The 24855-nt window shown below is 62.4% G+C and carries 19 protein-coding genes; 14 read left to right on the top strand and 5 right to left on the bottom strand.

The features are described from left to right. The first annotated feature begins 16 nt into the window (after positions 1-16). The 6 genes from oiaX to dhaL all read left to right on the top strand — a co-directional run bounded on the left by oiaX (position 17) and on the right by dhaL (position 5620). Entirely contained in the window at positions 17-1267 is a 1251-nt protein-coding gene (gene oiaX / locus LB525_RS10175; RefSeq protein ID WP_224544493.1) for a 3-oxo-isoapionate-4-phosphate decarboxylase OiaX, read from the top strand. A gap of 2 nt (positions 1268-1269) precedes the next feature. Beyond that, the gene (locus LB525_RS10170) at positions 1270-2601 is read left to right on the top strand and encodes a four-carbon acid sugar kinase family protein (protein WP_224528607.1); all 1332 of its coding nucleotides are present in this window, start codon (positions 1270-1272) and stop codon (positions 2599-2601) included. A 61-nt stretch (positions 2602-2662) separates the two neighbouring features. Beyond that, complete coding sequence (locus tag LB525_RS10165; RefSeq protein WP_224544585.1) at positions 2663-3421, top strand: triose-phosphate isomerase; 759 nt, start codon at positions 2663-2665, stop codon at positions 3419-3421. A gap of 11 nt (positions 3422-3432) precedes the next feature. Then, a complete protein-coding gene (locus LB525_RS10160; protein WP_224544492.1) occupies positions 3433-3888 on the top strand; it encodes an RpiB/LacA/LacB family sugar-phosphate isomerase in 456 nt (151 codons plus the stop codon). A gap of 110 nt (positions 3889-3998) precedes the next feature. Next, positions 3999-5006, top strand: a complete 1008-nt coding sequence (locus LB525_RS10155; protein ID WP_224544491.1) for a dihydroxyacetone kinase subunit DhaK — start codon at positions 3999-4001, stop codon at positions 5004-5006. Positions 5007-5011: 5 nt separating this feature from the next. Next, positions 5012-5620, top strand: a complete 609-nt coding sequence (gene dhaL, locus LB525_RS10150; protein WP_224544584.1) for a dihydroxyacetone kinase subunit DhaL — start codon at positions 5012-5014, stop codon at positions 5618-5620. Positions 5621-5690: 70 nt separating this feature from the next. On the opposite strand, the gene LB525_RS28700 is transcribed toward dhaL, so the two are convergent. Continuing rightward, positions 5691-6029, bottom strand: a complete 339-nt coding sequence (locus LB525_RS28700) for an integrase (RefSeq protein ID WP_411909040.1) — start codon at positions 6027-6029, stop codon at positions 5691-5693. A gap of 352 nt (positions 6030-6381) precedes the next feature. Between LB525_RS28700 and LB525_RS10140 the strand changes: the two genes are divergently transcribed. Continuing rightward, entirely contained in the window at positions 6382-7209 is an 828-nt protein-coding gene (locus tag LB525_RS10140) for a class II aldolase/adducin family protein (RefSeq protein ID WP_224544490.1), read from the top strand. Between the two features lie 721 nt (positions 7210-7930). Continuing rightward, positions 7931-9367 (top strand): winged helix-turn-helix domain-containing tetratricopeptide repeat protein, encoded by a 1437-nt coding sequence (locus LB525_RS10135; protein ID WP_263492745.1) that lies wholly within the window; start codon positions 7931-7933, stop codon positions 9365-9367. A 291-nt stretch (positions 9368-9658) separates the two neighbouring features. Here LB525_RS10135 and LB525_RS10130 read toward each other — a convergent pair whose 3' ends face one another. Next, positions 9659-11074 carry an FAD-binding oxidoreductase gene (locus tag LB525_RS10130; protein ID WP_224544489.1) on the bottom strand — a complete coding sequence of 472 codons (1416 nt, stop codon included), beginning with the start codon at positions 11072-11074 and terminating at the stop codon, positions 9659-9661. Between the two features lie 85 nt (positions 11075-11159). Here LB525_RS10130 and LB525_RS10125 point away from each other — a divergent pair, with 85 nt between their 5' ends. From LB525_RS10125 to LB525_RS10105, 5 genes are all read left to right on the top strand, one after another. Next, on the top strand, positions 11160-11318 hold the full coding sequence (locus LB525_RS10125) for a hypothetical protein (protein ID WP_224544488.1): 159 nt from the start codon (positions 11160-11162) through the stop codon (positions 11316-11318). 3 nt (positions 11319-11321) lie between these two features. Further along, the gene (locus LB525_RS28640) at positions 11322-12191 is read left to right on the top strand and encodes a GlxA family transcriptional regulator (protein WP_224544487.1); all 870 of its coding nucleotides are present in this window, start codon (positions 11322-11324) and stop codon (positions 12189-12191) included. Positions 12192-13248: 1057 nt separating this feature from the next. After that, positions 13249-16800 carry a DUF5801 repeats-in-toxin domain-containing protein gene (locus tag LB525_RS10115; RefSeq protein WP_224544486.1) on the top strand — a complete coding sequence of 1184 codons (3552 nt, stop codon included), beginning with the start codon at positions 13249-13251 and terminating at the stop codon, positions 16798-16800. Positions 16801-16914: 114 nt separating this feature from the next. Then, the gene (locus LB525_RS10110; protein WP_224544582.1) at positions 16915-18660 is read left to right on the top strand and encodes a type I secretion system permease/ATPase; all 1746 of its coding nucleotides are present in this window, start codon (positions 16915-16917) and stop codon (positions 18658-18660) included. 3 nt (positions 18661-18663) lie between these two features. Continuing rightward, positions 18664-20193, top strand: a complete 1530-nt coding sequence (locus LB525_RS10105) for an HlyD family type I secretion periplasmic adaptor subunit (RefSeq protein ID WP_224544485.1) — start codon at positions 18664-18666, stop codon at positions 20191-20193. Positions 20194-20276: 83 nt separating this feature from the next. Here LB525_RS10105 and LB525_RS10100 read toward each other — a convergent pair whose 3' ends face one another. After that, on the bottom strand, positions 20277-20579 hold the full coding sequence (locus LB525_RS10100; protein WP_095765383.1) for a DUF982 domain-containing protein: 303 nt from the start codon (positions 20577-20579) through the stop codon (positions 20277-20279). A 304-nt stretch (positions 20580-20883) separates the two neighbouring features. Here LB525_RS10100 and LB525_RS10095 point away from each other — a divergent pair, with 304 nt between their 5' ends. Beyond that, positions 20884-22341 (top strand): NCS1 family nucleobase:cation symporter-1, encoded by a 1458-nt coding sequence (locus LB525_RS10095; RefSeq protein ID WP_224544484.1) that lies wholly within the window; start codon positions 20884-20886, stop codon positions 22339-22341. 59 nt (positions 22342-22400) lie between these two features. Here LB525_RS10095 and LB525_RS10090 read toward each other — a convergent pair whose 3' ends face one another. Then, positions 22401-22946 (bottom strand): DUF1697 domain-containing protein, encoded by a 546-nt coding sequence (locus LB525_RS10090; protein WP_224544483.1) that lies wholly within the window; start codon positions 22944-22946, stop codon positions 22401-22403. Between the two features lie 175 nt (positions 22947-23121). Beyond that, the gene (locus LB525_RS10085; protein ID WP_140542386.1) at positions 23122-24759 is read right to left on the bottom strand and encodes a CTP synthase; all 1638 of its coding nucleotides are present in this window, start codon (positions 24757-24759) and stop codon (positions 23122-23124) included. Positions 24760-24855: the final 96 nt, after the last annotated feature.

Below are 24855 nucleotides of genomic sequence, written 5' to 3'. Positions count from 1 at the left end.
ATGGGTATTGCCGGCCATGATCACCCTCACCTATCGCATCGAGACCTCGGGGAGCATCGAGGGACTGGCGGCTAAGATCGCTAGCGACCAGTCGACCGGCACCTTCGTCGCGCTGCCGGGTGAAACCGAGGAGTTGAAGGCGCGCGTGGCGGCGCGCGTGCTGGCGATCCGTCATCTGCCGGATACGGCGCAACCTTCCATTCCCGAGGCCGGCAGCGGTCCCTTCAAGCGTGCCGATGTCGACATCGCCTTCCCCTTGGACGCGATCGGCACCGATCTCGCGGCACTGATGACGATTGCGATCGGCGGCACCTATTCGATCAGGGGCCTGTCCGGTGTCCGGGTCATCGACATGAAGCTGCCGGAAGAATTCAAGGGCGCCCATCCCGGCCCGCAATTCGGTATCTCCGGCAGTCGCAGGCTGACCGGCGTCGAAGGCCGCCCGATCATCGGCACCATCGTCAAACCGGCGCTTGGTTTGAGGCCGCATGAGACGGCTGAAATCGTGGGCGAGCTGATCGGGGCCGGCGTCGACTTCATCAAGGACGACGAGAAGCTGATGAGCCCGGCCTATTCGCCGCTGCCGGAACGCGTGAAGGCGATCATGCCGCTGATCCTGGACCACGAGCAGAAGACCGGCAAGAAGGTGATGTATGCCTTTGGCATCTCGCATGCCGATCCGGACCAGATGATGCGCAACCACGATCTGGTGCTCGAGGCCGGCGGCAATTGCGCGGTGGTTAACGTCAACTCCATCGGCTTCGGCGGCATGGCTTTCCTCAGGAAGCGTTCCGGGTTGGCGCTGCATGCGCATCGCAATGGCTGGGACATCCTGACCCGCCACCCCGGCCTCGGCATGGATTTCAAGGTTTGGCAGCAGTTCTGGCGGCTGCTGGGCGTCGATCAGTTCCAGATCAATGGCATCGGCTCGAAATACTGGGAGCCGGATGACTCCTTCATCCGCTCTTTCGAGGCGGTGACGACGCCGGTGTTTTCGCCTGAGGATTGCGCGCTGCCTGTGGCCTGCTCCGGCCAATGGGGTGGACAGGCGCCGGAAACCTATCGACGCACAGGGCGCACGATCGACCTGCTTTACCTCTGCGGCGGCGGTATCGTCAGCCATCCGGACGGACCGGGCGCCGGCGTGCGCGCCGTGCTGCAGGCCTGGCAGGCAGCGGTCGAGGGCATTCCGCTGACGGAATTTGCCAAAGCCCATGTGGAACTGGCGCGCTCGATCGAGAAATTCGCCGACGGCAAGGCGGCCTGAGCATGCAGGACCTGCTCCTCAGCTACTACGGCGACGACCTCACTGGCTCGACCGACGTGATGGAGGCGCTGGAACTCGGCGGCGTGCCGACCGTGCTTTTCATACGCAAGCCGGATGCCGGCCTGCTTCAGCGTTTCGCCCATTGTCGCGCCGTCGGGCTCGCCGGCACCAGCCGAAGCGAATCCCCGCAATGGATGGACACGCATCTCAAGGATGCTTTCGTCTGGCTGAAAGCGCTTCAAGCCGAACTCTGTCACTACAAGGTCTGCTCGACCTTCGATTCCAGCCCGACGATCGGCAGCATCGGCAGGGCGATCGAGATCGGCCGCTCGGTCTTCGCTCAAGAAAGCGTGCCGCTGGTGGTCGGTGCGCCGCAGCTCAAACGCTACACCGCGTTCGGCCATTTGTTCGCCGCGTATCGCAACAGATATTATCGCATCGACCGACACCCGGTGATGAGCCGGCACCCCGCGACGCCAATGAACGAATCCGACCTGCTCGTCCACCTGTCACGACAGACCGGGCTTGCCTCCGGATTGCTCGATCTGGCGACGCTGCGCTCGACCGCGCGAGCGGAGACGTTCGACAGGCTGGCCGCCGAAGGCGCCGCAATCGTGTTGATCGATGTCGACAGCCCCGAGACCCAGGCGCTGGCCGGCAAGGAGATCTGGCGTGCCCGCAAGCCGGGCGGATATTTCGTCGTCGGCTCCTCCGGCATCGAATATGCGCTGCTTGCCGAATGGGCGAGCACGGTTTCGGGCGCCGGCACAGATTTTCCCGCACCGGGCGCCGCCGGGCGCATCGCTGTGGTGTCGGGCAGTTGCTCGCCGACGACGGAGCGGCAGATCCGGCATGCGATGAGCGACGGTTTCGACGGCATCGAGGTCGACCCGGTCGAGCTTGTCTCGGAGCATTCCGGCAAGGCGATCGCGCAGGCGATCGCCGCCGGCAGGACCAGCCTCGAAGCGGGTCGAAGCGTCATCCTCTACACCGCGCTCGGCCCTGCCGCCGATCGCGGCGCCGAGATCGACCGCCAGGAAGGCGCGCGCCACAAGCTCGGCCGCGGCCTTGGCGAATTGCTGCGCGAACTCACCATTGCGCATCAGTTAAAGCGCGTGATCATCGCCGGCGGCGATACCTCCAGCCATGCACTCGGGCAGATGGGAGTCGATGCGCTGACGGTCAGGATGCCGCTGCCGGCGTCGCCCGGCTCGCCGCTCTGCGTCGCCCACTCCAGCATCGCCGCAATCGACGGGCTGGAGGTCGCGCTGAAAGGCGGGCAGGTCGGAACCGACCGTTATTTCCTGGCCATCCGCGACGGTTCCGGCGCGTGACAGCGCCATGCCGCACCCGCCCGCATTCGGATCGCCGCCAAAGGACTGACCAATGACACAGATGCCTCAAATCTGGATCGGCACGAGTTGGAAGATGAACAAGACGCTTGCCGAGGCGCAGGCCTTCGCCGGCGGGCTGCTTGCCGATCCGCAAGGCGATCCGCGCATCCAACGCTTCGTCATCCCGCCCTTCACCGCCGCGCGCGAGGTCAAGGCGATGCTTGAGGGTACGTCCGTGAAAGTCGGCGCGCAGAACATGCATTGGGCCGACGAAGGCGCCTGGACCGGCGAGATTTCGCCGGTGATGCTCAGGGATTGCAACCTGGACATCGTCGAGCTCGGCCATTCCGAGCGGCGCGAGCATTTCGGCGAAACCGACGAAACCGTGGCCCTCAAGACGGAAGCCGCGGTGCGCCACGACCTCATTCCGCTGATCTGCATTGGCGAGACATTGGCCGAACGCGAGGCCGGCCTTTCCAGCGAGGTTCTCGACAGGCAGGTGCGCGGCGCACTCTCCAAGCTCGGCGCCATGCAGAAGAGCGCGCCGATCCTGCTCGCCTACGAGCCGGTCTGGGCGATCGGTGCAAACGGCATTCCAGCAACCTCGGATTATGCCGACGCCCGCCAAGCGGAGATCGTCGCTACTGCCCAAGACGTGCTCGGGCGCCGTGTCCCTTGCCTCTATGGCGGTTCGGTCAATCCCGGCAATTGCGCCGAACTAATCGCATGCCCGCATGTCGACGGGCTGTTCATCGGGCGCTCCGCCTGGGCTGTCGAGGGTTATTTCGACATCCTGTCCAGATGCGCCGCAACATTATGAAGGAGACGATCATGAAGCTCGCGGTTGCAGGCGACAGCGCCGGCGAAGGCTTGGCCAAGGTTCTCGCGGATTACCTGAAGGACAGGCACGAGGTGTCGGAGGTGTCGCGCACCGGGGCCGGTCCCGATCTATTCTACGCCAACCTGTCAGACCGGGTCGCGAGCGATGTGCTGGCCGGCAAATATGACCGGGCTATCCTGATCTGCGGCACCGGCATCGGCGTCTGCATCTCGGCCAACAAGGTGCCAGGCATCCGCGCGGCGCTGACCCACGATACGTATTCGGCCGAACGCGCCGCGCTGTCGAACAATGCCCAGATCATCACCATGGGCGCGCGCGTCATCGGCACGGAACTGGCGAAGTCGATCGCCGATGCCTTCCTGAAGGAGACGTTCGATCCGCAGGGGCGGTCGGCAAGCAATGTTGCCGCTATCGACCAGGTCGACGCAAAGTACAACGCCCGCTGAGACTTCGCGGCTTCATGCTTCGCGACCTTGCTTGGACCAGAAGAAGACCGTTTCCCCGCCGTCGCGAAACACTCTAGTCTCACGATCGGAGACGATACAGGGAGACACGAATGAGCCTGACGCAGAAGCTGATCAACGACGGCAATGCCGCCGTGGACGAAATGCTGGTCGGTATCATGGCCGCCCATCCCGAGCATCTCTGGCGCCCTGACAACGCCCCGCGCGCGGTCGTTGCCAAGAATGGCCCGCGGCCCGGCAAAGTCGCGCTGGTGATCGGCGGCGGCTCAGGCCATGAGCCGACCTTCCTGGGCTATGTCGGCAAGGGACTGGTGGATGCCGCAGCGATCGGCAACGTCTTCGCCTCGCCCCCTCCGCAGCCGGCGGTGGACGCGGCGACGGCCGCGAGCGGCGGTGCAGGCGTCCTGTTCATGTATGGCAACTATGCCGGCGACGTGATGAACTTCGACATGGCCGCCGAGCTGCTGGAGATGGAAGGCATTGAGGCACGCACGGTGCTGACCACCGACGACATCGCGTCGGCGCCGCGCGACCAAAGGCAAAAGCGCCGCGGCGTGGCCGGCAACGTGTTCATCTTCAAGGCCGCTGGTGCTGCCGCCGACATGATGATGCCGCTGGACGAGGTGGAGCGGATCGCCAGGCACGCCAACGACCGCACTTTCACCATGGGCGTGGCGCTCTCGTCCTGTTCCCTGCCGCAGACGCGGAAGCCGAGCTTTGATCTTCCCCTTGGCGAAATGGAAATCGGCATGGGTATCCATGGCGAACCGGGGGTGCGGCGCGGGCCATTGCGTTCGGCCAATGATGTCGCCGACGAAATCATGGACGCGATCCTGGCGGAAATGGAGGCGCCGGCCGGCTCTCGTGTCGCTGTTCTGGTCAACTCGCTCGGCGCAACACCGCTGATGGAACTCTACATCCTGAACGCGCGGATCGCGGAGCGCTTGAAGTCTGCCGGACTGGCGGTCCACAAGACGCTTGTCGGCTCCTATTGCACGTCGCTCGACATGGCCGGCGCGTCGATTACCATCATGCATCTCGATGACGAATTGCAGCGCATGATCGACCATCCCTGCGACTGCGCCATGTTCCGGAGTTGAGCGAGATGGAGTTTACGACCGCGGATTTGAAAATTCTTTTCGGCACCATCTCTGCGCGGATGGCAACTGAGCGCGACAGGCTCTGCGCCCTTGACGGGGTCATTGGGGACGCCGACCACGGTATTGCCATGGAACAAGGCATGAAAGCCGCGGCCGATGCGGCCCAGGCTACCGAGGGCACGCTGCAGGACGTCTTCAATGCCGCCGCCAAAGGCTTTCTCAACGCAGTCGGCGCGTCCTCAGGGCCACTCTATGCGACCGCCCTTCTGCGCGCCGGCAAGGCCGCAGGTCCGCGCGGATCAATGCCGAATGGCGAACTGCGGACCATCATTGCGGCGATGCGCGACGGCATCGTCCAGCGTGGCAAGGCGGAACCCGGCCAGAAGACGATGCTCGATGCCTGGGGACCGGCCGCCGATGCCGCACTCGATGGTCAGAATGCTGATGCCATAATCACGGCTGCCCGACAGGGAGCAGAAGCGACACGCAACATGGTCGCAACCGTCGGCCGCGCCGCACGTCTCGGCGAGCGTTCTTTGGGCCACCCGGACCCGGGCTCGATTTCGGCCGCCATGCTGGTCGAAGAAATCTGCAACGCCATGAAAGCCGCTTGACCGTCCTTTAGTCGGCGATGAGCTCCCGGCGAATGGGCTGACTTGCACCGCAAGCCCAGCCGTATCTAAGCTATTGTCGTTTGTTTCTGGTTCTGAAGCGACTTCGACCTACCCGTATGGTCTCCGGCAATGTCTGCTTCCGGGAAAAGGCGAGGCGAAGATCTCTGCCCGACATCAGGCGCGTTGCCGCCGAATCTCGTTGCCAGATCTTAACCAGGTCGCAGCCGCGAAGCTTGCTGTCGATCGCAAGATCGAACAGCGCACGGTCACGAATACGGCGCTCGCGATCGAGGAAGAAGCGGACGGCCCAGATCTGTTTCTGCGTGAGCGGACGCTTGGTTCCCACCTTCTTTCCAGCGTTACAAGCTGCGCGCTCCCGGCTAGCATCATCGAACTGAGAATGGCCCATTTGAGTTCTCCTCGGCCTTGATCGGCCGAAGGAGAAACGGTGCGGGTCGCCGCTCTGGGCCGATTGCAGACTGTCGGCTTTTCGTGGTTGACTGGGAATAGCCGCCGACCCGGAACAACATAACTGGAAGCGCGTCCAGTGGCTTGACATTGGCGAAGCCTGCTCGATCGGATTGAGATCCATGTCCAGCACCAGGCAAATTCGGATCATTGCCGCGACACTCGACTCTTTTTGGCATCCATTCGGAAGAATTCGGAACAAATGATGCAGCCTTCGAGACGCGCGCGAGAAGCTTCCCCAATCTGAGGCGTGCCGTCATGCCGACGGTGCAGAACCCCAAGGAGGGCGCGCCATGGACGTCGTCAAGTCAATTCCAGACACTGAAAGCGATTTGGCCATCCGCAAACAGGAGGCCTATGAACCGTTTTTTAAACGGCGGGGGCCGCCGCGCTTTGCAACCCTAGAGCAGGAGCGGCAACACCGAAAGGAGCGGCTCGCTGCCGGCTTCCGCATATTCGCGGAGTTGGGCTTCAGCGAAGGCGTTGCCGGACATATCACGGCACGTGATCCGGAATTCACCGAAACATTCTGGGTTAATCCGTTCGGCATGCATTTCGCACATATCACCGTCTCGGACCTCATCCGCGTCGACTGCTCAGGCGATGTGATCGAGGGCACGATGCCGGTCAATGTAGCCGCATTCGCCATTCACCATGAGATCCATGCCGCGCGGCCGGATGTCGTCGCGGCCGCCCACGCCCACTCCATCTATGGCAAGGCGTGGTCGGCGGTGGGCCGGCTGCTCGATCCGATCACGCAAGACGCATGCGCGTTCTATGAGGATCACATCTTCTTCAATGACACGCGGGTGCTGATCACCGAGGCAAGCGAGGCGGCCCGGATCGCCGGGGGCCTTGGTGCCCACAAAGCGGCGATCCTGCGCAATCACGGTCTGCTTACGGTCGGTGAAACTGTCGACGAAGCAGTCTGGTGGTTCATTTCAATGGAACGCTGTTGCCAGGCGCAGTTCCTCGCCGAGAGCGTGGGGACGCCGCTGCAGGTCGATCCGGCCAATGCCCGAGCCGCTCGCGCGGTGAACGGAACGCCCGCCGCAGGCTGGTTTCAATGCCAGCCGCTCTGGCAGCGCATCCTCAGGCAACACCCCGATCTTCTCGAATAGGCTGGCGTGCCACAGAGGGAGACGTCTGATGGGTGATGGCGAAAGCCATCCCCCTTTCCATCTCGCCGTCACGATCGAGGAACGCCTGTGCCCCGTTATCCGCCTCGAAATAGGAGGGACGTCACTGCCCCTATCCTGCAGCTGGTCCTTCAAATGTTGGGATAGCAGATGCTCGACAGGCGGGCGCAAGGCGCAAACCTTCTGGAGCCAATACGCGAGGCAAAAGCCGTCAACGAATTAAATTAATGTCCATCATATTAGCCATAGTTGCGCAGGTGACTTGCGAACGAACGGACGGTGGCCGATAGTGTGATCCCGCATCATTCCCCATCGAGTTGCGAAGCCGCATTCCCCTCGGTTCGGCGCTTCTGATCGGCAATATAGGCAGCTATATAGCGGTCGAGCGCTGCGCGAAATTCTTGATCGCGGGGGCGCGGAGTGCTCACTGGGGTTACCTGGGTGGTCTCGGTCCCAAACCCGATACGATCGAAAACTACAGCGGACATTTTCGGCTCTCCTGTCTCGAAACACCTTGTCAGCGTGAACCCGGCGCGCGGCAAGGTCGCGGGGCCATGGCCGAAAAGTTCCGAAAAGCTCCAAAAAGATGTTAGTTTGTTCCATGATGGGGAAGCGTTTCGCCTTCGGCCCGTTCGAGCTCAATCCGGAGGCAGGAACGCTGCTCCGGCAAGGCGTTCCCGTTCCCGTCGGCTATCGCGGTGTGTTGCTGCTGGCAGCGCTGGTGATGCGAACTGGGGAAGTTCTGTCAAAAGCGGAGCTCATGGACGCGGCTTGGCCGCGCGCGACGGTCGAGGAGAGCAACCTCTCCGTCCAGATCGCATTGCTGCGCAAACTGCTTGGGCGGGCGTCCGACGATGCCGAGTGGATCGCGACCATACCGCGGATCGGCTACCGCTTCGGCGGCGCGGTGGAGTTCCTTGACGCGACCTCGACCCCATCCGACAACGAGGAGGCTGGGCCCTCCATCGCCGTGCTGCCCTTTGCGAATCTTAGCGACGACAGCGAGCAGCAATATTTCGGCGACGGTCTCGCCGAAGACATCATCACTCGCCTTGCGCGGCTGCGCTGGCTCTTCGTTTCGGCCCGCAACTCTTCCTTCACCTATGGCGGTAAAGCGGTCGACGTGAAGCATATCGGGCGCGAACTTGGCGTGCGCTATGTGCTCGATGGGAGCGTGCGCCGTTCCGGACAGCGGCTCAGGATTAATGCCAGGTTGAGCGATGCCAACACCGGGCGCCAGATCTGGGCGGAGCGTTATGATGCGGAAATCGCCGATTTCTTCGCGCTGCAGGACGAGATCGCCCAAAGCGTAATCGGTGCCATCGAGCCCAGGCTCTACGTGGCCGAGCAGGAGCGTTTCCAGAGCCGGTCACCCGGCAGCCTGGACGCCTGGGGGTTCGTCATGAAGGCGATGCCCTATGTCTGGACCTGGGGTTCGATGCCGGATTTCGAGATCGCCGAGCGGCTGCTGAAAAAAGCTATCGACATCGACCCCGACTATCCACACGCCAACTGCCTGGTAGCCTGGGGCCTCGGCGCAAAGGTGATGCTTGGACTGGCTGATGCCGAAGCCACCTTGTCGACTGCCCACGACATGGCGCAACGGGCGATCCGCAGCGATCCGGAGAACCCTTGGACGCACTTCGCCGCGGGCTTCGTGCATATGGCCTCGCGCCGTTTCGATCCTGCCGTTAAAGCCCTATCTGAGGCGATCACCCTCAATCCGAGCCTCGCCTACGCGCACATGATCCTTGGATCGACCTATGCCTATGCCGGCATGCCCGACGACGGTCTGCACCATGTCGCGCTTGCCGACCGGCTCAGCCCGCGCGACTTCACGCAGGCGGGCAGCCTTTCCGTCGTCGGGCTCTGTCATTTCATGGCGGGGCGTTATGTCGAGGCAGCCGAGTTCGAGCGGCGCGCTGTGGATCTCAGGCAGAATTTCGGGACGGCTTGGCGCACCTACGCCGCCTCCGCAGGCATGGCGGGCGATCACGCCGCCGCCACCCACGCGCTGTCACAAACGCGGCGCCTACATCCATCCGTGTCCGTGGATTGGGTCGAGAAATACCACCCCATCATCCACGAAAAGGATCGCGCGCGCTATATCAAAGGATTACGCGTAGCCGGGCTCGACTGACACCGCCCGTCGCCGCCCGCCGTAAGCTCGAGCACGGGGTTGGAGAGGGCGGCAGATCGTGACGCTCGTGGCGACGTACCCGGGCGATGCCGAGTAAAGAGCTAGGCTGGAGCGGCCCATGACGGGACGCGGAGTTCGCTATGCGCCGAGAGCCGTCGGTCCGCTATCAGAGCGCGTTTAGCGGACAGCTGCCGTTTGGCCTCCGGCTAGATGAGCTGATCGAAGCCCCAAAAGGCGCAGGAGAGTTTGTTTTGAAGGATCGTCGGTCGAGGAAATTCAGCCTCCAGGTCACTATGCGGCTCCAGGATCGATGTTCTGGTTCATCCGGAAGATGTTCTCGGGATCATAGCGCCGCTTTACCTGTTGAAGACGTCCGTAAGCCTGAGGGCCAAACGCATCGCGGACGAGGTCGGCGCCTTCGCCATGGCCTGGGAAATTGAGATAGAGCCGGCCGGTCGAGTGTCGCTGCATGTGCTGCCAGAAGGTGCGCACCCAGCCGATATTCGCGTCGTCGTCCGAAGCCCTCGACCAGATCGCGTCGAGGCTCAGCATGTAGGGCATGGACCGGTCGCCGAAGGCGGTCGCGTCTTCCGGCACGCGCTGCACGTGGCCGCCGAATTTCCAGATCGAGGCGAAAGTCATCTCGGACGGACGTTTCGCCATCTGCCGTACGATATCCGCAATGACGCCGTCGTCGAGGCGGGAGAGATAGGTTGATTTCCAGTAGCAGCGGTCGCGCCCCTTCGGAAACAGCGCGTCGTACAGTGACTGAATGGTGCAATAGGGCATGCGGCCGCTGAAATCGACCAGCGGTTCGCCAAAACCGCGGAGCGGCGCTACAATCCGTTCGCCTTCATCCGCCGGGCCGTCATACACATGCGCAAGTGACACTACGCGCCGGCCGCGCGCGGGCTCGGGGAGGGAAGGATCGTCAGGCAGCATCGAGAATTCAGCGAGTCCGCTCAGCCGGTCCGGTGCCGTTTCCATGAAGTCGCGCCAGCGCGCAATGACCTCGTCCGCGCGTTCCTCGGGATAGGCGGGGCCACACAACATCAGCTCAGATTCGATCGGGTGCAGCTTGAACTCGAAGCTCACCACGACACCGAAATTGCCGCCGCCGCCGCGGAGCGCCCAGAGAAGATCGCGGTTTTCCGTCTCGTCAGCGCGGATCAGCTTGCCCTCGGCGGTGACGACATCGGCCGCGACGAGATTGTCGACGCAGAGGCCATGAGTGCCGCGGAGCCACCCGATGCCGCCGGACAATGTCAGGCCCGCAACGCCGGTCGCGGAGATGAGGCCCCCCGGCGTGGCACGGCCGAAAGGCGTCGTCGCGGCGTCGACATCCGCCCAGGTCGCACCGCCACCGACGATGGCGCGGTCGAGGCCGGGCACGACGCGCACCGCGTTCATCGGCGACATGTCGATCATCAATCCGCCGTCGCAGACCGCATAACCGGCGACATTGTGGCCGCCAGAACGGATGGCGATGGCGAGTCTGTCCTCGCGCGCGAAATTTACCGAGACCATGACATCGGCGGCGTTCCGGCAGCGGGCGATGAGGGCTGGGCTTCGGTTGATCATGCCGTTCCAAACGACCCGGGTGGCATCGTAGGCCTCGTTCGTCGGAACCAGCACCTCGCCGCGCATTCTGGAGCGAAGGTTTTCGATGCTGGCTGGCGAAAGCGAAGGCGTGGTCGTCGCGTTCATCGTCCCATCCTCCGTTTCCAGAATGCTAGCGCGGAACGAATGCGCCGGCTAAAGTCGAAAATGCAACGAAACGGTCATTTCTGCCATGGCTGAACAGGTGGCTCCGTTCAATGTGGCGATCCTCGCCGTGCCCGAGGTCACGGCTTCGGCGCTCTACGGGATGGTCGACCTGTTCTCCTCGCCGGGGCGGGACTTTCGCTTCATCACGCAGGGCATGGCTGGCGACCAGCGGATGCGGCCCTAGGTCGTGGCGCGCGGAGCAGACCGGTTTCGCGCTGCGAACGGCGTCTGGGTACATCCTGATCACACGATTGCCGACTGTCCGCGTCCTGATATCGTCTGCATCCCCGATTTCTTCGTCAATCCGGGCGAAAGCGTCGCCGGGCAGTATGACCCTGAAGCGCGCTGGCTGAAGCGCGTGCATGAGGAAGGCGCGCTGCTGGCGAGCGCCTGTTCAGGCGCGGTGCTGCTGGGCGAAGCCGGGCTTCTCGCGAACCGCGAGGCGACAATCCACTGGGGCTATGTCGACGCGCTGACGAACAACTATCCCGGCGTAAAGGTGAAAGTGGAGCAGTCGCTGGTGCTGAGCGGCGAGGCGCAGCGCATCGTCATGGCTGGCGGCGGATCGAGTTGGCAGGATCTGGCTCTGTATCTGATCGCGCGCTTCGTCGGTCTTCGTGAGGCGATCGAGGTGGCGAGGGTCTACATGCTGCAATGGCACGACCTCGGCCAGCAGCCCTTCGCCACGCTGGCGCGCTCGCGGCAGACCAGCGACGCAGTGATCAAGCAAAGTCAGCAATGGGCGGAATCGAATTTCCGCAAGCCGGCACCGGTCGCCGTCATGGCGCGCCTGTCGGGTTTGCCCGAACGCTCCTTCGCGCGTCGCCTCGCCAAGGCAACGGGCATGAACGCGTTGGACTATGTTCACGCGCTGCGGCTCGAAGAAGCCAAGTGGCTGCTGGAAACGAGCGACGAGGCCATCGAGGCGATCGCCAACGAGGTCGGCTACGAGGACACGAGTTTCTTCGGGCGCCTGTTCCGCCGCAAGGTCGGTATTACGCCGATGCAATACCGCTTGCGCTTCGGGTCGTTGCGCCGGGCGGTCCAAAACGGATGACCGCGGATAATCCGGCAAGGAGGACGTTGATTTCATCAAGGGCAAATGTCCACTTCCGGGTAATCGGCAAACACCTCTGAACGACCGGCTTGAGGCGCAAAGCTGTCGTTCATATTGGAAATGTGTGATGAAGCGCGCTATCCGAACACCGCCCATATCATAAGCCGGTGCCTTACAAACCGACCAAAAACCGAACCTAATACCCCGCCTTGTCCATAAGCACCCGCAATTCGGGCTGAGGTGCGACCCAGATTCCGAAAGTTCCAGGAACCCCAGGGAAATTGGATGCCGCATCGGACTTTAAGGCCCATGGATATCGCAGCGAACATTCGCGATGGAACGGCCAACATCGGCGGCAAGAGAGCGTCCGAATGGGACTGTCGGCGGCTCCGTCGTGGGAACGAAAAAAGAAGAGAAGCAGAACGTTTGTGTGCGATTTTTGCACACGGCTGCCCGCAACCATCTGATATTACTTAGCTATCTGCCCGATCCATCATTGGTGCTATGGCTAGCGTCGTCCGCATAAGCCTATTCAATGCTGTTTGCCCCTGTCATAATCAAATCTGTCAGCGCAATATACCGCATTCTCTTTTATTTTCAGATACTTCGATGGCAGGGACATAAGTCCCATTTCGAGAGGGACCATTTTCCTCAGTCACATAGTTATTAAAAAATCAATAGTCCAGTTTTAATTTTCCACAAATAAGAGTAAACATTAGCTGCTCATAATATGAGCATTGGAGGCGTGCAGGCAGTCATGCCTGTTGGGGAGGGGCGGTTAGTATGCCCTCATTATCGATCCTTGGCGGCCGCCGTTGGTGGGCCGCCGATGCGCGCAGGACGCATCCCCCTAGAATTGCCTGACGGGGCAAGGAGCGGAGGATCAGCGGCGGCTCCTCCGAACCCCTCTACCCCTCCTGAGAGTCAATTCACCACTCCAGTTTTCTTTAACGATGGCGCGTAGCGCTGGCCTGGCCAGCGATGCGCGTCCGTGCGGCCGGTTGCCAGCGTTGGGGCTGAAATCGCGCTGCCGCATTGAAACCAGGGAGAATTACCAATGGCACTGGACATCACAGCTCAAGACATCATCATCGACGAGACCACCGGTTTTCAGGAAGATGATATTAGCCCTACCAGCAACACCACGCTGCAATATCTCCTCAGCCTCGACGGTTCGGGTGGATTGGCCTCGCCGGAAGTCGCCTACCAAGCCGACTTCGTGGTGGCCTCAGCAAATGCGGGCGAAACCATCACCTCGGTTATTCTCACGCAGAATTCCTCCGGAACTCCGTTTTCGACCACCGTCGGCGTCAACAGCGGCATCCGGACGGTCGATGGCAATTATGTCTGGCTGTTCCAAGATCAAACTCACCCAAACGTTGTGATCGGCGTCATTGGGACCTCAAACGCGGCCACCATGCCCGCCCCGACCGGCCCACTCGCCTTCTCGTTTGGGCTGGCCAGCACCAGCGCCACCAATGCAGACCTGTACCTGGTTCAGTATGTGCCGTTGTTCCATCCGGATGCAACTAACCCGAACGACCAAATCGATCTGCTCAACAAGGTGTTCGCATCGGTCACGGGAACGACCGTGCTCAATTTCAGCCAGCTCGGCGACGCCCCTCCCGGACACAACAATTGGTACATCCTCGACGCCGACGTCGCGAGCTCACAGAAGATCCTTGTCACCGCTCACGACAATGGGGTGCAGGCTGAAGTCAACGTCAGCACGCAAGGCCTGGGCGTCTCATCCCAGGATGTACGCTTCGGCCGTGAGCTTCAGATCGATCTGATAAATGGCGGCACCCAGAGCGCTGGCAAGAACTTTACCGACACGCCGCTCGCGCCCAACTACACCGACCACATCGAGAACGTCTCCGGCGCAGGTTTCTCGATCTCGCAGTCCACACCCACCAACACCGTGGCCGATATTGAGGTCCACGCCTACAACAATAACGACAACGCGAAAGGCTCCGTGTTGCCGGGTGACGACAACGATACCGAGATCAATATCACCGGAGTGACGTTCAAGCTGAACGGCGTCGCGACGACGGCCGCCGCCCTGGGCATAACAGTTGATCTCAGCGGCACCGGAATGATCCTGCACAACGTCCGCGAGGGCGTGACCGTCGATTTCACGACTGCGGGCGGCTCGGGCGGAACGTTCGACCGATTCACCATCAAGAATATCGACATGGAGAAGGACTATTTCGACGTCAAGGAAGTGCACTTTGCTGGGAACGTGGCCAACGCCTACAACGAACAAGTCGGCTCTTTCATCAACTTCAACGACGATGGACCAAGCATTTCGACGACCGGCACCGAGCCGACGCTGACCGTTGACGAGACGATTCTTGGCACCAACGACACGAAGAGCTTTGCCGCCAACTTCAGCCCGCTATACGGGGCAGACGGGGCGGGCACGGTGACCTACGCGCTTAGCTTTACGGCAGGTTCGACCGGACTTGTCGACACCGCGACTGGGCAGCCTGTCGTCCTCTCGCTGAGTGGCGGCGCCATCCAAGGTCGCACAGCCACGAGCAACGACCTCGTGTTCACGGTCTCTGTCGACGCCTCGGGCAACGTCACCCTCGATCAGATCCGCGCGGTGGTCCATCCCACCAGCGACCCGGACGAGAGCAAGACTCTGGCAGCCGACAATTTGATCCAACTCACCGCGACCGTCACCGACAAGGACGGTGACCACGCACCGGCCACCCTCGACATCGGCCAGAACCTCAACTTCAAGGACGATGGGCCGAGCATCACGGCAGACGGCACCAAGCCGACGATCACGGTTGATGAGTCCAATTTGGGCGACAACAGCGGCGACTTCTCCGCTGCCTTCCACTCGAATGCTGGTGCGGATGGCGACGCCATCAGTTACACGCTCGACATCAGTCAGATCACGAACGACAGCGGCCTGACGGACACTTTGACCGGCCAGTCGGTTCTGCTTTTCGTCGAAAACGGTGAGGTGGTTGGCCGCGCTGGATCAGCTGCGGGCGATATCGTGTTCACGGTGAGCGTGGATGCTGATGGTAACGTGACACTCGATCAGGCACGTGCAGTCATACACTCGCCCGACACCGGACCCGATCAGGCAACCACGCTGGCGGCCGATGATCTCGTCACCTTGACGGCGACCATCACCGACGGTGACGGCGATCAGGCCACGGACACTGCCAACATCGGTACAAGCCTCGTCTTCAAGGACGATGCCCCGACGATCACGGTGCCGTTCGACGGCGACCAAAATGCCGGCAACGGTCCCGGAACGCACGAGACGCTGGCCAACACGCTCAACGCGTCGGCCACCGGAGCCTTCGGCTACGATGTTGGCGCGGATGCCCACCCAGCCGCGTTCTACGACACCACGCACTCGGACTTCGCCGACCAGGACGTCGTGGCTACCGGCATCCAGCTCAGCCTTGGTGGCAACCTCACAGGTCTGGTCCCCAACACGCAGACGCCGTTCATTAGCTCGTCCGCGACGCTCCAGTCGGAAGACGCCACCCAGGCAACGTTCAACTGGCAAATCTCGTACGACAGCGACCCGAATACGGCTGGCGACCAAACGGCCACGGCGGGCGGTACCCTAGTCTTCAACAAGACTGCTGACACCTACACCATCACCTTGAACGACGCGGTGGAGGGCTTCACCAAAGACATCCTGCACACCAGTGAGCTTCTATCCAAGGAGCCCACGAGCAATGTCGGCCACCCGAACATTGTGGTGGAGAAGCTCTTCGAGGCGGATAGCACTCCCGAAACGACCGACCGGGACTTCTTCGTGCAGTTCACGGCGAACTCGGTCACCAACACCATCAAGTTCGGTCTTAACTCCACCGGCGACAGCGACAACGCGACACCCACCGACACCGCGTGGAACCCTGGCGATCTGGTCACCAACAACCACGAGGACTGGGTGTCTGCTACCCAGAGCACGAACGGGGTCGCTGGCGACACCATCCAGAAAGGCGAATTGCTGACGCTGCGGTTCTTCGACACCAGCCCTGGCATCGGCACCGAGAGCATCACCCCGAGCCAGACGGCCGCCGACATGGCCATCAAGTTCGACGGGATCGGCACCAGTGAGGACCTGATGGTCATCCTTCAACTCGTCAGCAGCACGGACAGCAGCGTGCATACCACCAAGGCGATCTACATCGAGAACGCCGACATCTACAAAATGGGGCAGGTGCCTACCGCATACGCAGCCGACTTCCCACTCGATAACAACGACGGCCTCATCATCATCGAGAGGAACGACTACAATGGTGTCGGCGAGAACTGGGTGATCCAGGGTGCACAGATCATGCAGTCCGGTAACGGGATCATCGGTCCCGATAACCCGAACCTGGCCGGCTTTCAGGAGACGCCGACGGCGATCGACCTGAACCGGGCGACGGGCTCAGCCGGCGGTAGCTCTCAGACCGCACTGGTGAACTGGGACGCGACCGACAACGACGTGCTGAAGATCGTGGACCTCGGCTTCACCTCGACGCAGACCACGACACCGGACGCGCACCTCGACTTCGGCGTCCAGATAGCGGACGCGGATGGCGACACGACAGCGGTGCAGCACATTCTGGTCGACATCGCCTGACGCCTGACCTTACGGGGGCAGCCGATGCTGCCCCCGTAACGACACCGGCCCAGGCGCCAATTCAATGCCGGGGCCGGGCACTGACAAACGGCATCGAAGCGGGGGGTATCCGTGATGCAGCCAAGGCCACAATTCCAGGAAGTGATGCATCTGGCCCGCCATCAGGTGCCCGCCCTCCTTCTCTTCAGCCTGCTTACCAATCTCCTCCTGCTCGCCAGCACCGTGTACATGCTGCAGATCTACGACAGAGTGCTGTCGAGTGGGTCGATAGACACGCTGCTATGGCTTACCCTTGCCGTCATCGGCGCCATCGCCGTCTATGGCCTGCTGGAACACGCCCGCCGGATGATGCTCGGCCATATCAGCCAGTGGCTGGACGACCAGCTCAGCGTTCCGGTGATCGAACGCGCGATGGAGGCGCGCCTGGCCGGCAGCAACCTCGAAACCGGCCTGAAGGACGTGGGCGATCTGCGCGGCTTCATTGCCGGCGATGGCATACTGACTTTCCTCGACGCGCCCTGGACGCCGGTCTTCCTGGCGTTCATGTGGTTTCTGCATCCGGCATTGGGTGTAGTCGGCCTTGCCGGCGCCGTGCTCCTGTTCTGCGCCGCGCTCGCCAACGATTTCCTCACCCGCCGCAAAGGCCAGGATGCGGCAGCGGGACTGCGTCGCAGCCAGGCCGCCGTCGGTCAATTCGTCGATGGCGCCGAGACATTGCGCTCGCTCGGCATGTCCGAGCCGGCACTGCGGCGGTGGGAGCAAAACCAGCAATCGCTGATCGACATCCAGACCCGGATTTTACAGCGCACCACCATCATCGGCAGCCTGTCGCGTTCGCTGCGTCTCGCCCTTCAGGTGGCCGTGCTGGGGCTCGGCGCCTATCTCGTCCTGCGTCGCGAGCTGACACCCGGCTCGATGATCGCGGCTTCCATCCTGCTCAGCCGCGCGCTGGCGCCGATAGAGCGCTCGATAGGCGCCTGGCGCAGTCTGGTCAGCGCGCGGACCGCGCGCCGCAACCTGATGAAGCTTTTCGCCGAGACCAGGTCGATGCAAACAGCCGGCGTCAGCCTGCCCCGCCCGCAAGGCCGGCTGAAGCTCGAAAACCTGCATTATTGTGCGCCAGGGACGTCGCAGGCGCTGCTGAACGCGATAGGCTTCGGCGTCGAACCCGGCCAGACCTGCGGCGTGATTGGCCCGTCCGGCTCGGGCAAGACCACGCTCTGCCGTCTCATTGTCGGCACGCTGCGGCCCTCGCTCGGCCACGTCCGGCTGGATGGCGCGGAGGTCTGGAACTGGCCTGCGGAGGAACTCGGTCAGCATATCGGCTATCTGCCGCAGCAGGTCGAGCTGTTCCCTGGAACGATCGCCGAGAACATCGCCCGCCTGCGTGACGTCGACAGCGAAGCGGTCATAGCCGCGGCTCAACTCGCCGGCATCCACGAAATGATCCTGCGGCTGCCGAGCGGCTATCGCACCGAAGTCGGACCGCATGGGGCCTGGATATCGCGCGGCCAGCGCCAGCGCATCGCGCTGGCCCGGGCGCTATTCGGTGACCCGCCGCTGATTGTCCTCGACGAGCCGAACACCGGCCTCGACGGCGAAGGCGAAGTGGCGCTGTTCAACGTGCTCCAGCAGCTCAAGGAGCGGGGCCGCACGGTAGTCATCATTAGCCATCAGACCAATCTTCTGCGCACTGCCGATCATATCGCCCTCATCCGCGACGGATCCCTTTCGATGTTCGGCACGCGCGACGAGGTGCTCGGCGCGCTGGCAGGCCAGCCCAGGCACATCCCGGTGCCGGCGGCCATACGGGACAAGATCGCCGCCAATGCGCCAGCAAACCGGAAGGCAGGGGAGTGAGCCATGGGCGGTGATCGATTTGGCGACTTCTCGACGATGCTGGACAGGCTGATGGATAGCTTGGGCGCGTTGGCGGACAGACTGTCCATTTCCGCAGGCGATCTGGTCGCCGCGGCATCGATTTCGTTCAGCGGCCTGAACCAGCCGACGCGCGTCACGATGATTGCGGCCGCCGGCGTGCTCGTCCTGCTGCTGGTTTCAGGCTTGGTCCGGCGGCGGTCACCTGCCCTCCGCGCCAGCGGCCGCGACCTGAACCAACGGACGCGGCCAGCGCGCATGCTGGGCTATGTGTCGGTGATCGTCTTCGTGGGCGGCACCGCCGCGTGGTCAAGCGTCGCCCTTCTGGCAAGCGCCGTCGTCGCCAACGGCGTTGTCAGCCCCGAGGGCTATCGCAAGACCGTCCAGCATCTGGAGGGCGGCATCATCGGCGCGATCCACGTAAAGGACGGCGACAAGGTGAGCGCCGGCCAGGTGCTGATCAGCCTGAAGACGACCGACGCCCAAGGTCGCTATGACGAGTTGCAAGGCCACTATATCCGACTGCTGGCGACCGAAGCGCGCCTGGTCGCGGAGCTTGCCGGGCAGGACCGGATCACCTTGCCCAAGGAGCTGACATCGATCGACAGCGAGACGGCGCGAAAGGTGGTCGCCGAGGAACAGGCGCTGCTCGACAGCCGCCTGGCGACCCGTGCGGGGCGCACGCAAATCCTCAACAAGCGCATCGCGCAAATCCAGGAGCAAAGTACAGGATCGAGGGAGGTGATTGCCGCCGAGGCCGAGCAGCTCAGGCTGATCGACCAGGAGATCGCCTCAGCGCAGGAAATGTACAAACAGGGACTGGAGCGGCTGCCGCGGATACTGGCGCTGCAGCGGTCCCAGGCCGAGATCCGCGCCAATCAGGCGTCGAACCGCGCGCAAGTGGCACATAACGACCAGCAGATCGGCGAGACCGAGTTCCAGCTCCTCAACCTGCGCCAACAGGACAGCGAGAGCGCCAATGAGGATCTCGCAAAAGTGCGAGGGGACCTGGCTGAACTGCGCAGCCAATTACCTTCGCGCCAGGATGTGCTGGCCAGGACCGACATTGTCGCACCAATCGCCGGAACGGTGATGAACCTGCGCATAACGACCGAATCGGGCGTGATCGCAAGCGGCCAGGCGCTGCTTGATATCGTTCCCAACGAGCCCAATCTGGTCATCGATTCACGCATCAAACCGGCGGATATCGACGTGGTACATCCTGACATGCCGGCTCGCGTGGTGTTGTCGGCCTATCCGAGCCGGCATCTGCCGCAAATCCATGGCCTGCTCACATCGGTGTCGGCCGACCGGCTGACGGACGAAAAGACCGGCGAGCCTTATTTCCTCGCCAAGGTCAAAGTCGACACCGCCGATCTCGCAGAGCTGCATGACGTGCACTTGTCGCCCGGCATGCCGGCGGAGGTCATGATCCTGACGGGAGAGCACACTTTGCTCGACTATATGCTGGCCCCGGTGCAGGCTTCGCTCACACGCTCTTTCAAGGAAAACTGAACCGACAACAGCACGGCGACGTCGACCATAAGCCGACGCCTCATCGTCACATCTGTCAGCGCAGCCGCGGGGGCGTGACGGCGCTAGCGCCTCAAGGCGTGGACATTGTCCATCGACGCGCCGCCCAGCGGCAGCGCCATGTCGTCGTCGAGCAGCCGGGTGATGCGAGCAAAGCCGACAAAGGCTTTGCGCGCTTCCTCGGCCGACATCTTGCCCGATAGTGCCGCCGCGCAGCAATTCAGGGCGCATTGATAAACCGGGCCGCGCCGTCCCGTTGGCCACTTCCGCAGGAACACCATCGCCTCGGAGACGCTATCGACTTCCTCCACAGGGTATCCCTGCCCACGCGCAATTCGCACTGGGGTAAAGAAATGCAAGCGATCCATAATTATCCTCCCGGTCGACCGCAGCGCAGTCGAACCGCAATAAACGCACGTCCCGCGAATCGGTTCCAAACAAATTTGGTTGCCGATGGAAAAAGTTCGAAACGCGGGCCCGCGCCTGACATGCGCGAAAATCAGTTGGCGACTCAGCCAATGCAGGCCTGGAGCCGCCGGATAACGGCGATTCTCATTGAATATCTTTAAGGCGAAAGCCGGCAAATGGGTTGCTTGCCGGTTACCCTGCGTCAGGCTTAACCTCCGCGGTCACCGCGTGAGGGCGCGTTTTGCAAAAAGGGGAACACTTGCAATGACCATCCAAGGCGCATCGCCTGACCTCTACAATGAGGATCTGGCTCCCGCAACGGTCAGGAACTGGGGACCGTTTTCGATCTTCAACGTCTGGACCTCTGACGTCCATAGCCTCTGGGGCTACTACCTGGCGGCAAGCCTGTTTCTGTTTTGCGGCGGCTTCGTCAACTTCATCATCGCCATCGGCATCGGCTCGCTGATCATCTATGCGCTGATGAATATGGTCGGCTATGCCGGCGTGAAGACCGGCGTGCCCTACCCCGTGCTTGCCCGCGCCTCCTTCGGCATCTGGGGCGCCAACGTCCCGGCGCTGGTGCGGGCGATCGTCGCCTGCTTCTGGTACGGCGCCCAGACGGCCGCGGCGTCGGGCGCGATCGTGGCGCTGCTGACGCGCCTGCAATGGTTCGACGAGTTCAACAAGAGCTCGCACCTTCTGGGACACTCGACGCTGGAGGTGATCTGCTTCATCATCATCTGGGCGCTGCAGTTGCTGATCATCCAGAAGGGCATGGAAACCGTCCGTCGCTTCCAGGATTGGGCCGGCCCGGCCGTGTGGATCATGATGCTGATCCTGGCCATCTATCTTTGCGTGAAGTCCGGCACTTTCGCCTTCACCAGCGACATCCCGATGGATGTGCTGCTGGACAAGACCAAGGACGCCGGCGTTCCGGGCGAGCCTGGATCCTGGACCGCGCTGTTCGCGGTGGCGGCGATCTGGGTGACCTATTTCTCGGCTCTCTACCTCAACTTCTGCGATTTCGCCCGTTACGCGCCGGACAATGCAGCGCTGCGCAAGGGCAACATCTGGGGCTTGCCGGTCAACCTCATCCTGTTCTCGCTGGTCGCCGGCGTCACCACGATCGCCGCCTATGACGTCTACCATGAGGTGCTGCTCCATCCCGACCAGATCTCGGCCAAGTTCGACAGCTGGTTCCTGGCGGCGCTTGCCGCGCTGACCTTCGCGGTGGCGACGCTGGGCATCAACGTCGTGGCGAATTTCGTCTCGCCGGCGTTCGATTTCTCTAACGTCTTCCCGCGCCAGATCGACTTCAAGAAGGGCGGCTACATCGCGGCGCTGATCGCGCTGGTGCTCTATCCCTTCGCGCCATGGGAAGGCAGTGCGGCTTCCTTCGTCAACGTCATCGGCGCGACGATGGGACCGATCTTCGGCGTGATGATGGTCGACTACTACCTGATCCGCAAAAGCGAAGTCGACGTCGAAGCACTCTATCGCGAAGACGGCGAGTTCCGTTTCCAGAGCGGGTGGCATGTCAACGCCTTCATCGCAGCCGGCATCGGCGCCATCTTCTCCTCGATCCTGCCTAACTTCACCAACTGGCTGCCGTCCTGGTGGGGCGTCTATGGCTGGTTCTTCGGCGTGGCGATCGCCGGCGTCGTCTATTATGTGCTGCGCACCATGGCGCTTGGCGCCGGGGCAAGGACCGCCAAGGCCTGAAACAAGGCAGTGGGCAGTAGGGCTTAGGCAAATAGAGAATGCCACCTACTGCCTACTGCCTACTGCCTACTGCCTACCATCTCCGCCAGACGGCGCACCGTGTTCCAGTTGCGCGACGTGCCGATGCCGAGGCGCTTGTGATTGGCGGCGGCAAGCAGCCGCGAGCTCGGCCGCTCACGCGAGAAGACAAGCCAAATATCGCCGTCTACCAGGAATACTTTTTCGTCGTCGGCGGCATAGGCCTGGAGTGCCTCGACGGTGTCCGCCGGCAGCGGCTCGCGCATCACGCGCACCGCAACCTGATCGGCCGTGTCCGCTGATTCGCCCGGAAACGGATTGGCGGCGGCAAGCTTCAGCCAGTCCTCGGCACGGCGCACGATGATGTCGACATGCCGGCCGAAGCTTTTCTCGAACGCCTTTTCCAGCCGGCCCTCGAGCTTTGAAAGCTCGCCTGTGCGCGCCTCGAACACCAGATTGCCTGTCGCAACCAGCGTGCGGACGTTTTTCAGCCCGAGGCTTTCCGCCATGGCCTTCAGGTCGGACATGACCACCCGCCGCCCCTCGCCCAGGATGATGCTGTAGAGCAGCGCGACATAAGTTTGCATTACGGTCCGCATAGCTGGCACGCAGGCCGGAGCCAAGGCGTGCTGAGATTCAGGTCAGGCCGAGTCGAAAATGGTGGGTTCCGAGAACCGGAGCGGAACGTACTTGAAGTACGTGAGCACCGGAAGCGCAGGAAGCCGCCATTTGCAGGCCGGCCTCACCTGAATATCAGCACACCTAGACGAGCCGCGACTGATCCACTGCAGCCGAGATAAAGCTCGCGAACAGCGGATGCGGGTCGAGCGGGCGGCTCTTCAGTTCGGGGTGATACTGCACGCCGATGAACCATGGGTGGTCAGGATATTCGACCGTCTCCGGCAGCACGCCGTCGGGCGACATGCCGGCAAACACCAGGCCGCAATCCTCGAGCCGCTGCTTGTAGTCGATGTTGACTTCGTAGCGATGTCGGTGGCGCTCGGAAATTTGCGTGTCGCCGTAGATATCCGCTATCTTCGAGCCCTTGGCGAGCTCGGCCTGATAGGCGCCAAGCCGCATCGTGCCGCCGAGATCGCCTGCGGCCCTGCGCTTCTCAAGCATATTGCCCTTCAGCCACTCGGTCATCAGACCGACGACGGGCTCGTCGGTGGGACCGAACTCGGTCGACGACGCATGGTCGACACCCGCCAGAGAGCGGGCCGCCTCGATGCAGGCCATCTGCATGCCGAAGCAGATGCCGAAGTAAGGCACCTTGCGCTCGCGGGCGAACTTTGCCGCCAGGATCTTGCCTTCCGAACCGCGCTCGCCGAAGCCGCCGGGAACGAGGATGCCATGCACCTTCTCCAGCCACGGCGCCGGGTCTTCCTTCTCGAAGATCTCGCTTTCGATCCAGTCGAGCTTGACCTTGACGCGATTGGCGAGGCCGCCATGCGACAGCGCCTCGATCAGCGATTTATAGGCATCCTTGAGACCGGTGTATTTGCCGACGATGGCGATCGTCACCTCGCCTTCCGGATTGTGGATGTGGTTGGAAAGCTTCTGCCACGGCTCCATGCGGGGCTTCGGCGCCGGGTCGATACCGAAGGCCGCCAGCACTTCCGAATCGAGGCCCTCCTGGTGATAGGCCAAAGGCACGTCATAGATATGCGGCACGTCCAGCGCCTGGATGACGGCGCTTTCGCGCACGTTGCAGAACAGCGAAAGTTTCCGGCGCTCCTCCTTCGGGATCGGCCGGTCGGCGCGCACCAAAAGGATGTCGGGCGCGATGCCGATGCCGCGCAGTTCCTTGACCGAATGCTGCGTCGGCTTGGTCTTCAGTTCGCCGGCCGTCGGGATGTAGGGCATCAGGGTCAGATGCACATAGACGGCGTTGTTGCGCGGCAGGTCGTTGCCGAGCTGTCGGATCGCTTCCAGGAACGGCATCGCCTCGATGTCGCCGACCGTGCCGCCGATTTCGCACAGCACAAAATCGTAGTCGTCATTGCCGTCCAGTACGAAATGCTTGATCTCGTCGGTGACGTGCGGGATCACCTGCACGGTCGCGCCGAGATAGTCGCCGCGCCGCTCGCGCTCGATGATGTTCTTGTAGATGCGGCCGGTGGTGATGTTGTCCTGCTGGTTCGCCGAGCGCCCGGTGAATCGCTCGTAATGGCCGAGATCGAGGTCGGTCTCGGCGCCGTCATCGGTCACGAACACTTCGCCGTGCTGATACGGCGACATCGTCCCGGGATCGACATTGAGATAAGGATCGAGCTTTTTGATCCGCGCGCGATAGCCTCGCGCTTGCAGAAGAGCCCCAAGAGCTGCTGCGGCGATGCCTTTTCCGAGTGAGGAAACCACGCCGCCTGTGATGAATACATATCGCGCCATGGGAGTCATCGCTTAACGCGGCCTGATTGATTCCGCCAGAGAAAAAACCGCCGCGAAGGCTTTTTCCCAAAATGGCGACGGGGCCCGCACGGGCTTGGATTCAGT

The sequence above is a fragment of the Mesorhizobium sp. CA16 genome, assembly GCF_020165175.1.
GTDB lineage: Bacteria > Pseudomonadota > Alphaproteobacteria > Rhizobiales > Rhizobiaceae > Mesorhizobium.
Note: the sequence above shows the minus strand (reverse complement) of the source record. Positions and strands in the feature narration are given on the sequence as shown.

Bases quoted from the DNA above. Each gene is read 5' to 3' on its own strand.
- LB525_RS10125 (WP_224544488.1), top strand. From the start codon at position 11,160: ATGGCTGAACAGGTGGCTCCGTTCAATGTGGCGATCCTCGCCGTGCCC.
- LB525_RS10130 (WP_224544489.1), bottom strand. From the start codon at position 11,074: ATGAACGCGACGACCACGCCTTCGCTTTCGCCAGCCAGCATCGAAAAC.
- LB525_RS10110 (WP_224544582.1), top strand. From the start codon at position 16,915: ATGCAGCCAAGGCCACAATTCCAGGAAGTGATGCATCTGGCCCGCCAT.
- LB525_RS10095 (WP_224544484.1), top strand. From the start codon at position 20,884: ATGACCATCCAAGGCGCATCGCCTGACCTCTACAATGAGGATCTGGCT.
- LB525_RS10170 (WP_224528607.1), top strand. From the start codon at position 1,270: ATGCAGGACCTGCTCCTCAGCTACTACGGCGACGACCTCACTGGCTCG.
- LB525_RS10155 (WP_224544491.1), top strand. From the start codon at position 3,999: ATGAGCCTGACGCAGAAGCTGATCAACGACGGCAATGCCGCCGTGGAC.
- LB525_RS10090 (WP_224544483.1), bottom strand. From the start codon at position 22,946: ATGCAAACTTATGTCGCGCTGCTCTACAGCATCATCCTGGGCGAGGGG.
- LB525_RS10140 (WP_224544490.1), top strand. From the start codon at position 6,382: ATGGACGTCGTCAAGTCAATTCCAGACACTGAAAGCGATTTGGCCATC.
- LB525_RS10085 (WP_140542386.1), bottom strand. From the start codon at position 24,759: ATGACTCCCATGGCGCGATATGTATTCATCACAGGCGGCGTGGTTTCC.
- dhaL (WP_224544584.1), top strand. From the start codon at position 5,012: ATGGAGTTTACGACCGCGGATTTGAAAATTCTTTTCGGCACCATCTCT.
- LB525_RS10100 (WP_095765383.1), bottom strand. From the start codon at position 20,579: ATGGATCGCTTGCATTTCTTTACCCCAGTGCGAATTGCGCGTGGGCAG.
- LB525_RS28700 (WP_411909040.1), bottom strand. From the start codon at position 6,029: ATGGGCCATTCTCAGTTCGATGATGCTAGCCGGGAGCGCGCAGCTTGT.
- LB525_RS10160 (WP_224544492.1), top strand. From the start codon at position 3,433: ATGAAGCTCGCGGTTGCAGGCGACAGCGCCGGCGAAGGCTTGGCCAAG.
- LB525_RS10165 (WP_224544585.1), top strand. From the start codon at position 2,663: ATGCCTCAAATCTGGATCGGCACGAGTTGGAAGATGAACAAGACGCTT.
- LB525_RS10105 (WP_224544485.1), top strand. From the start codon at position 18,664: ATGGGCGGTGATCGATTTGGCGACTTCTCGACGATGCTGGACAGGCTG.
- LB525_RS10115 (WP_224544486.1), top strand. From the start codon at position 13,249: ATGGCACTGGACATCACAGCTCAAGACATCATCATCGACGAGACCACC.
- oiaX (WP_224544493.1), top strand. From the start codon at position 17: ATGATCACCCTCACCTATCGCATCGAGACCTCGGGGAGCATCGAGGGA.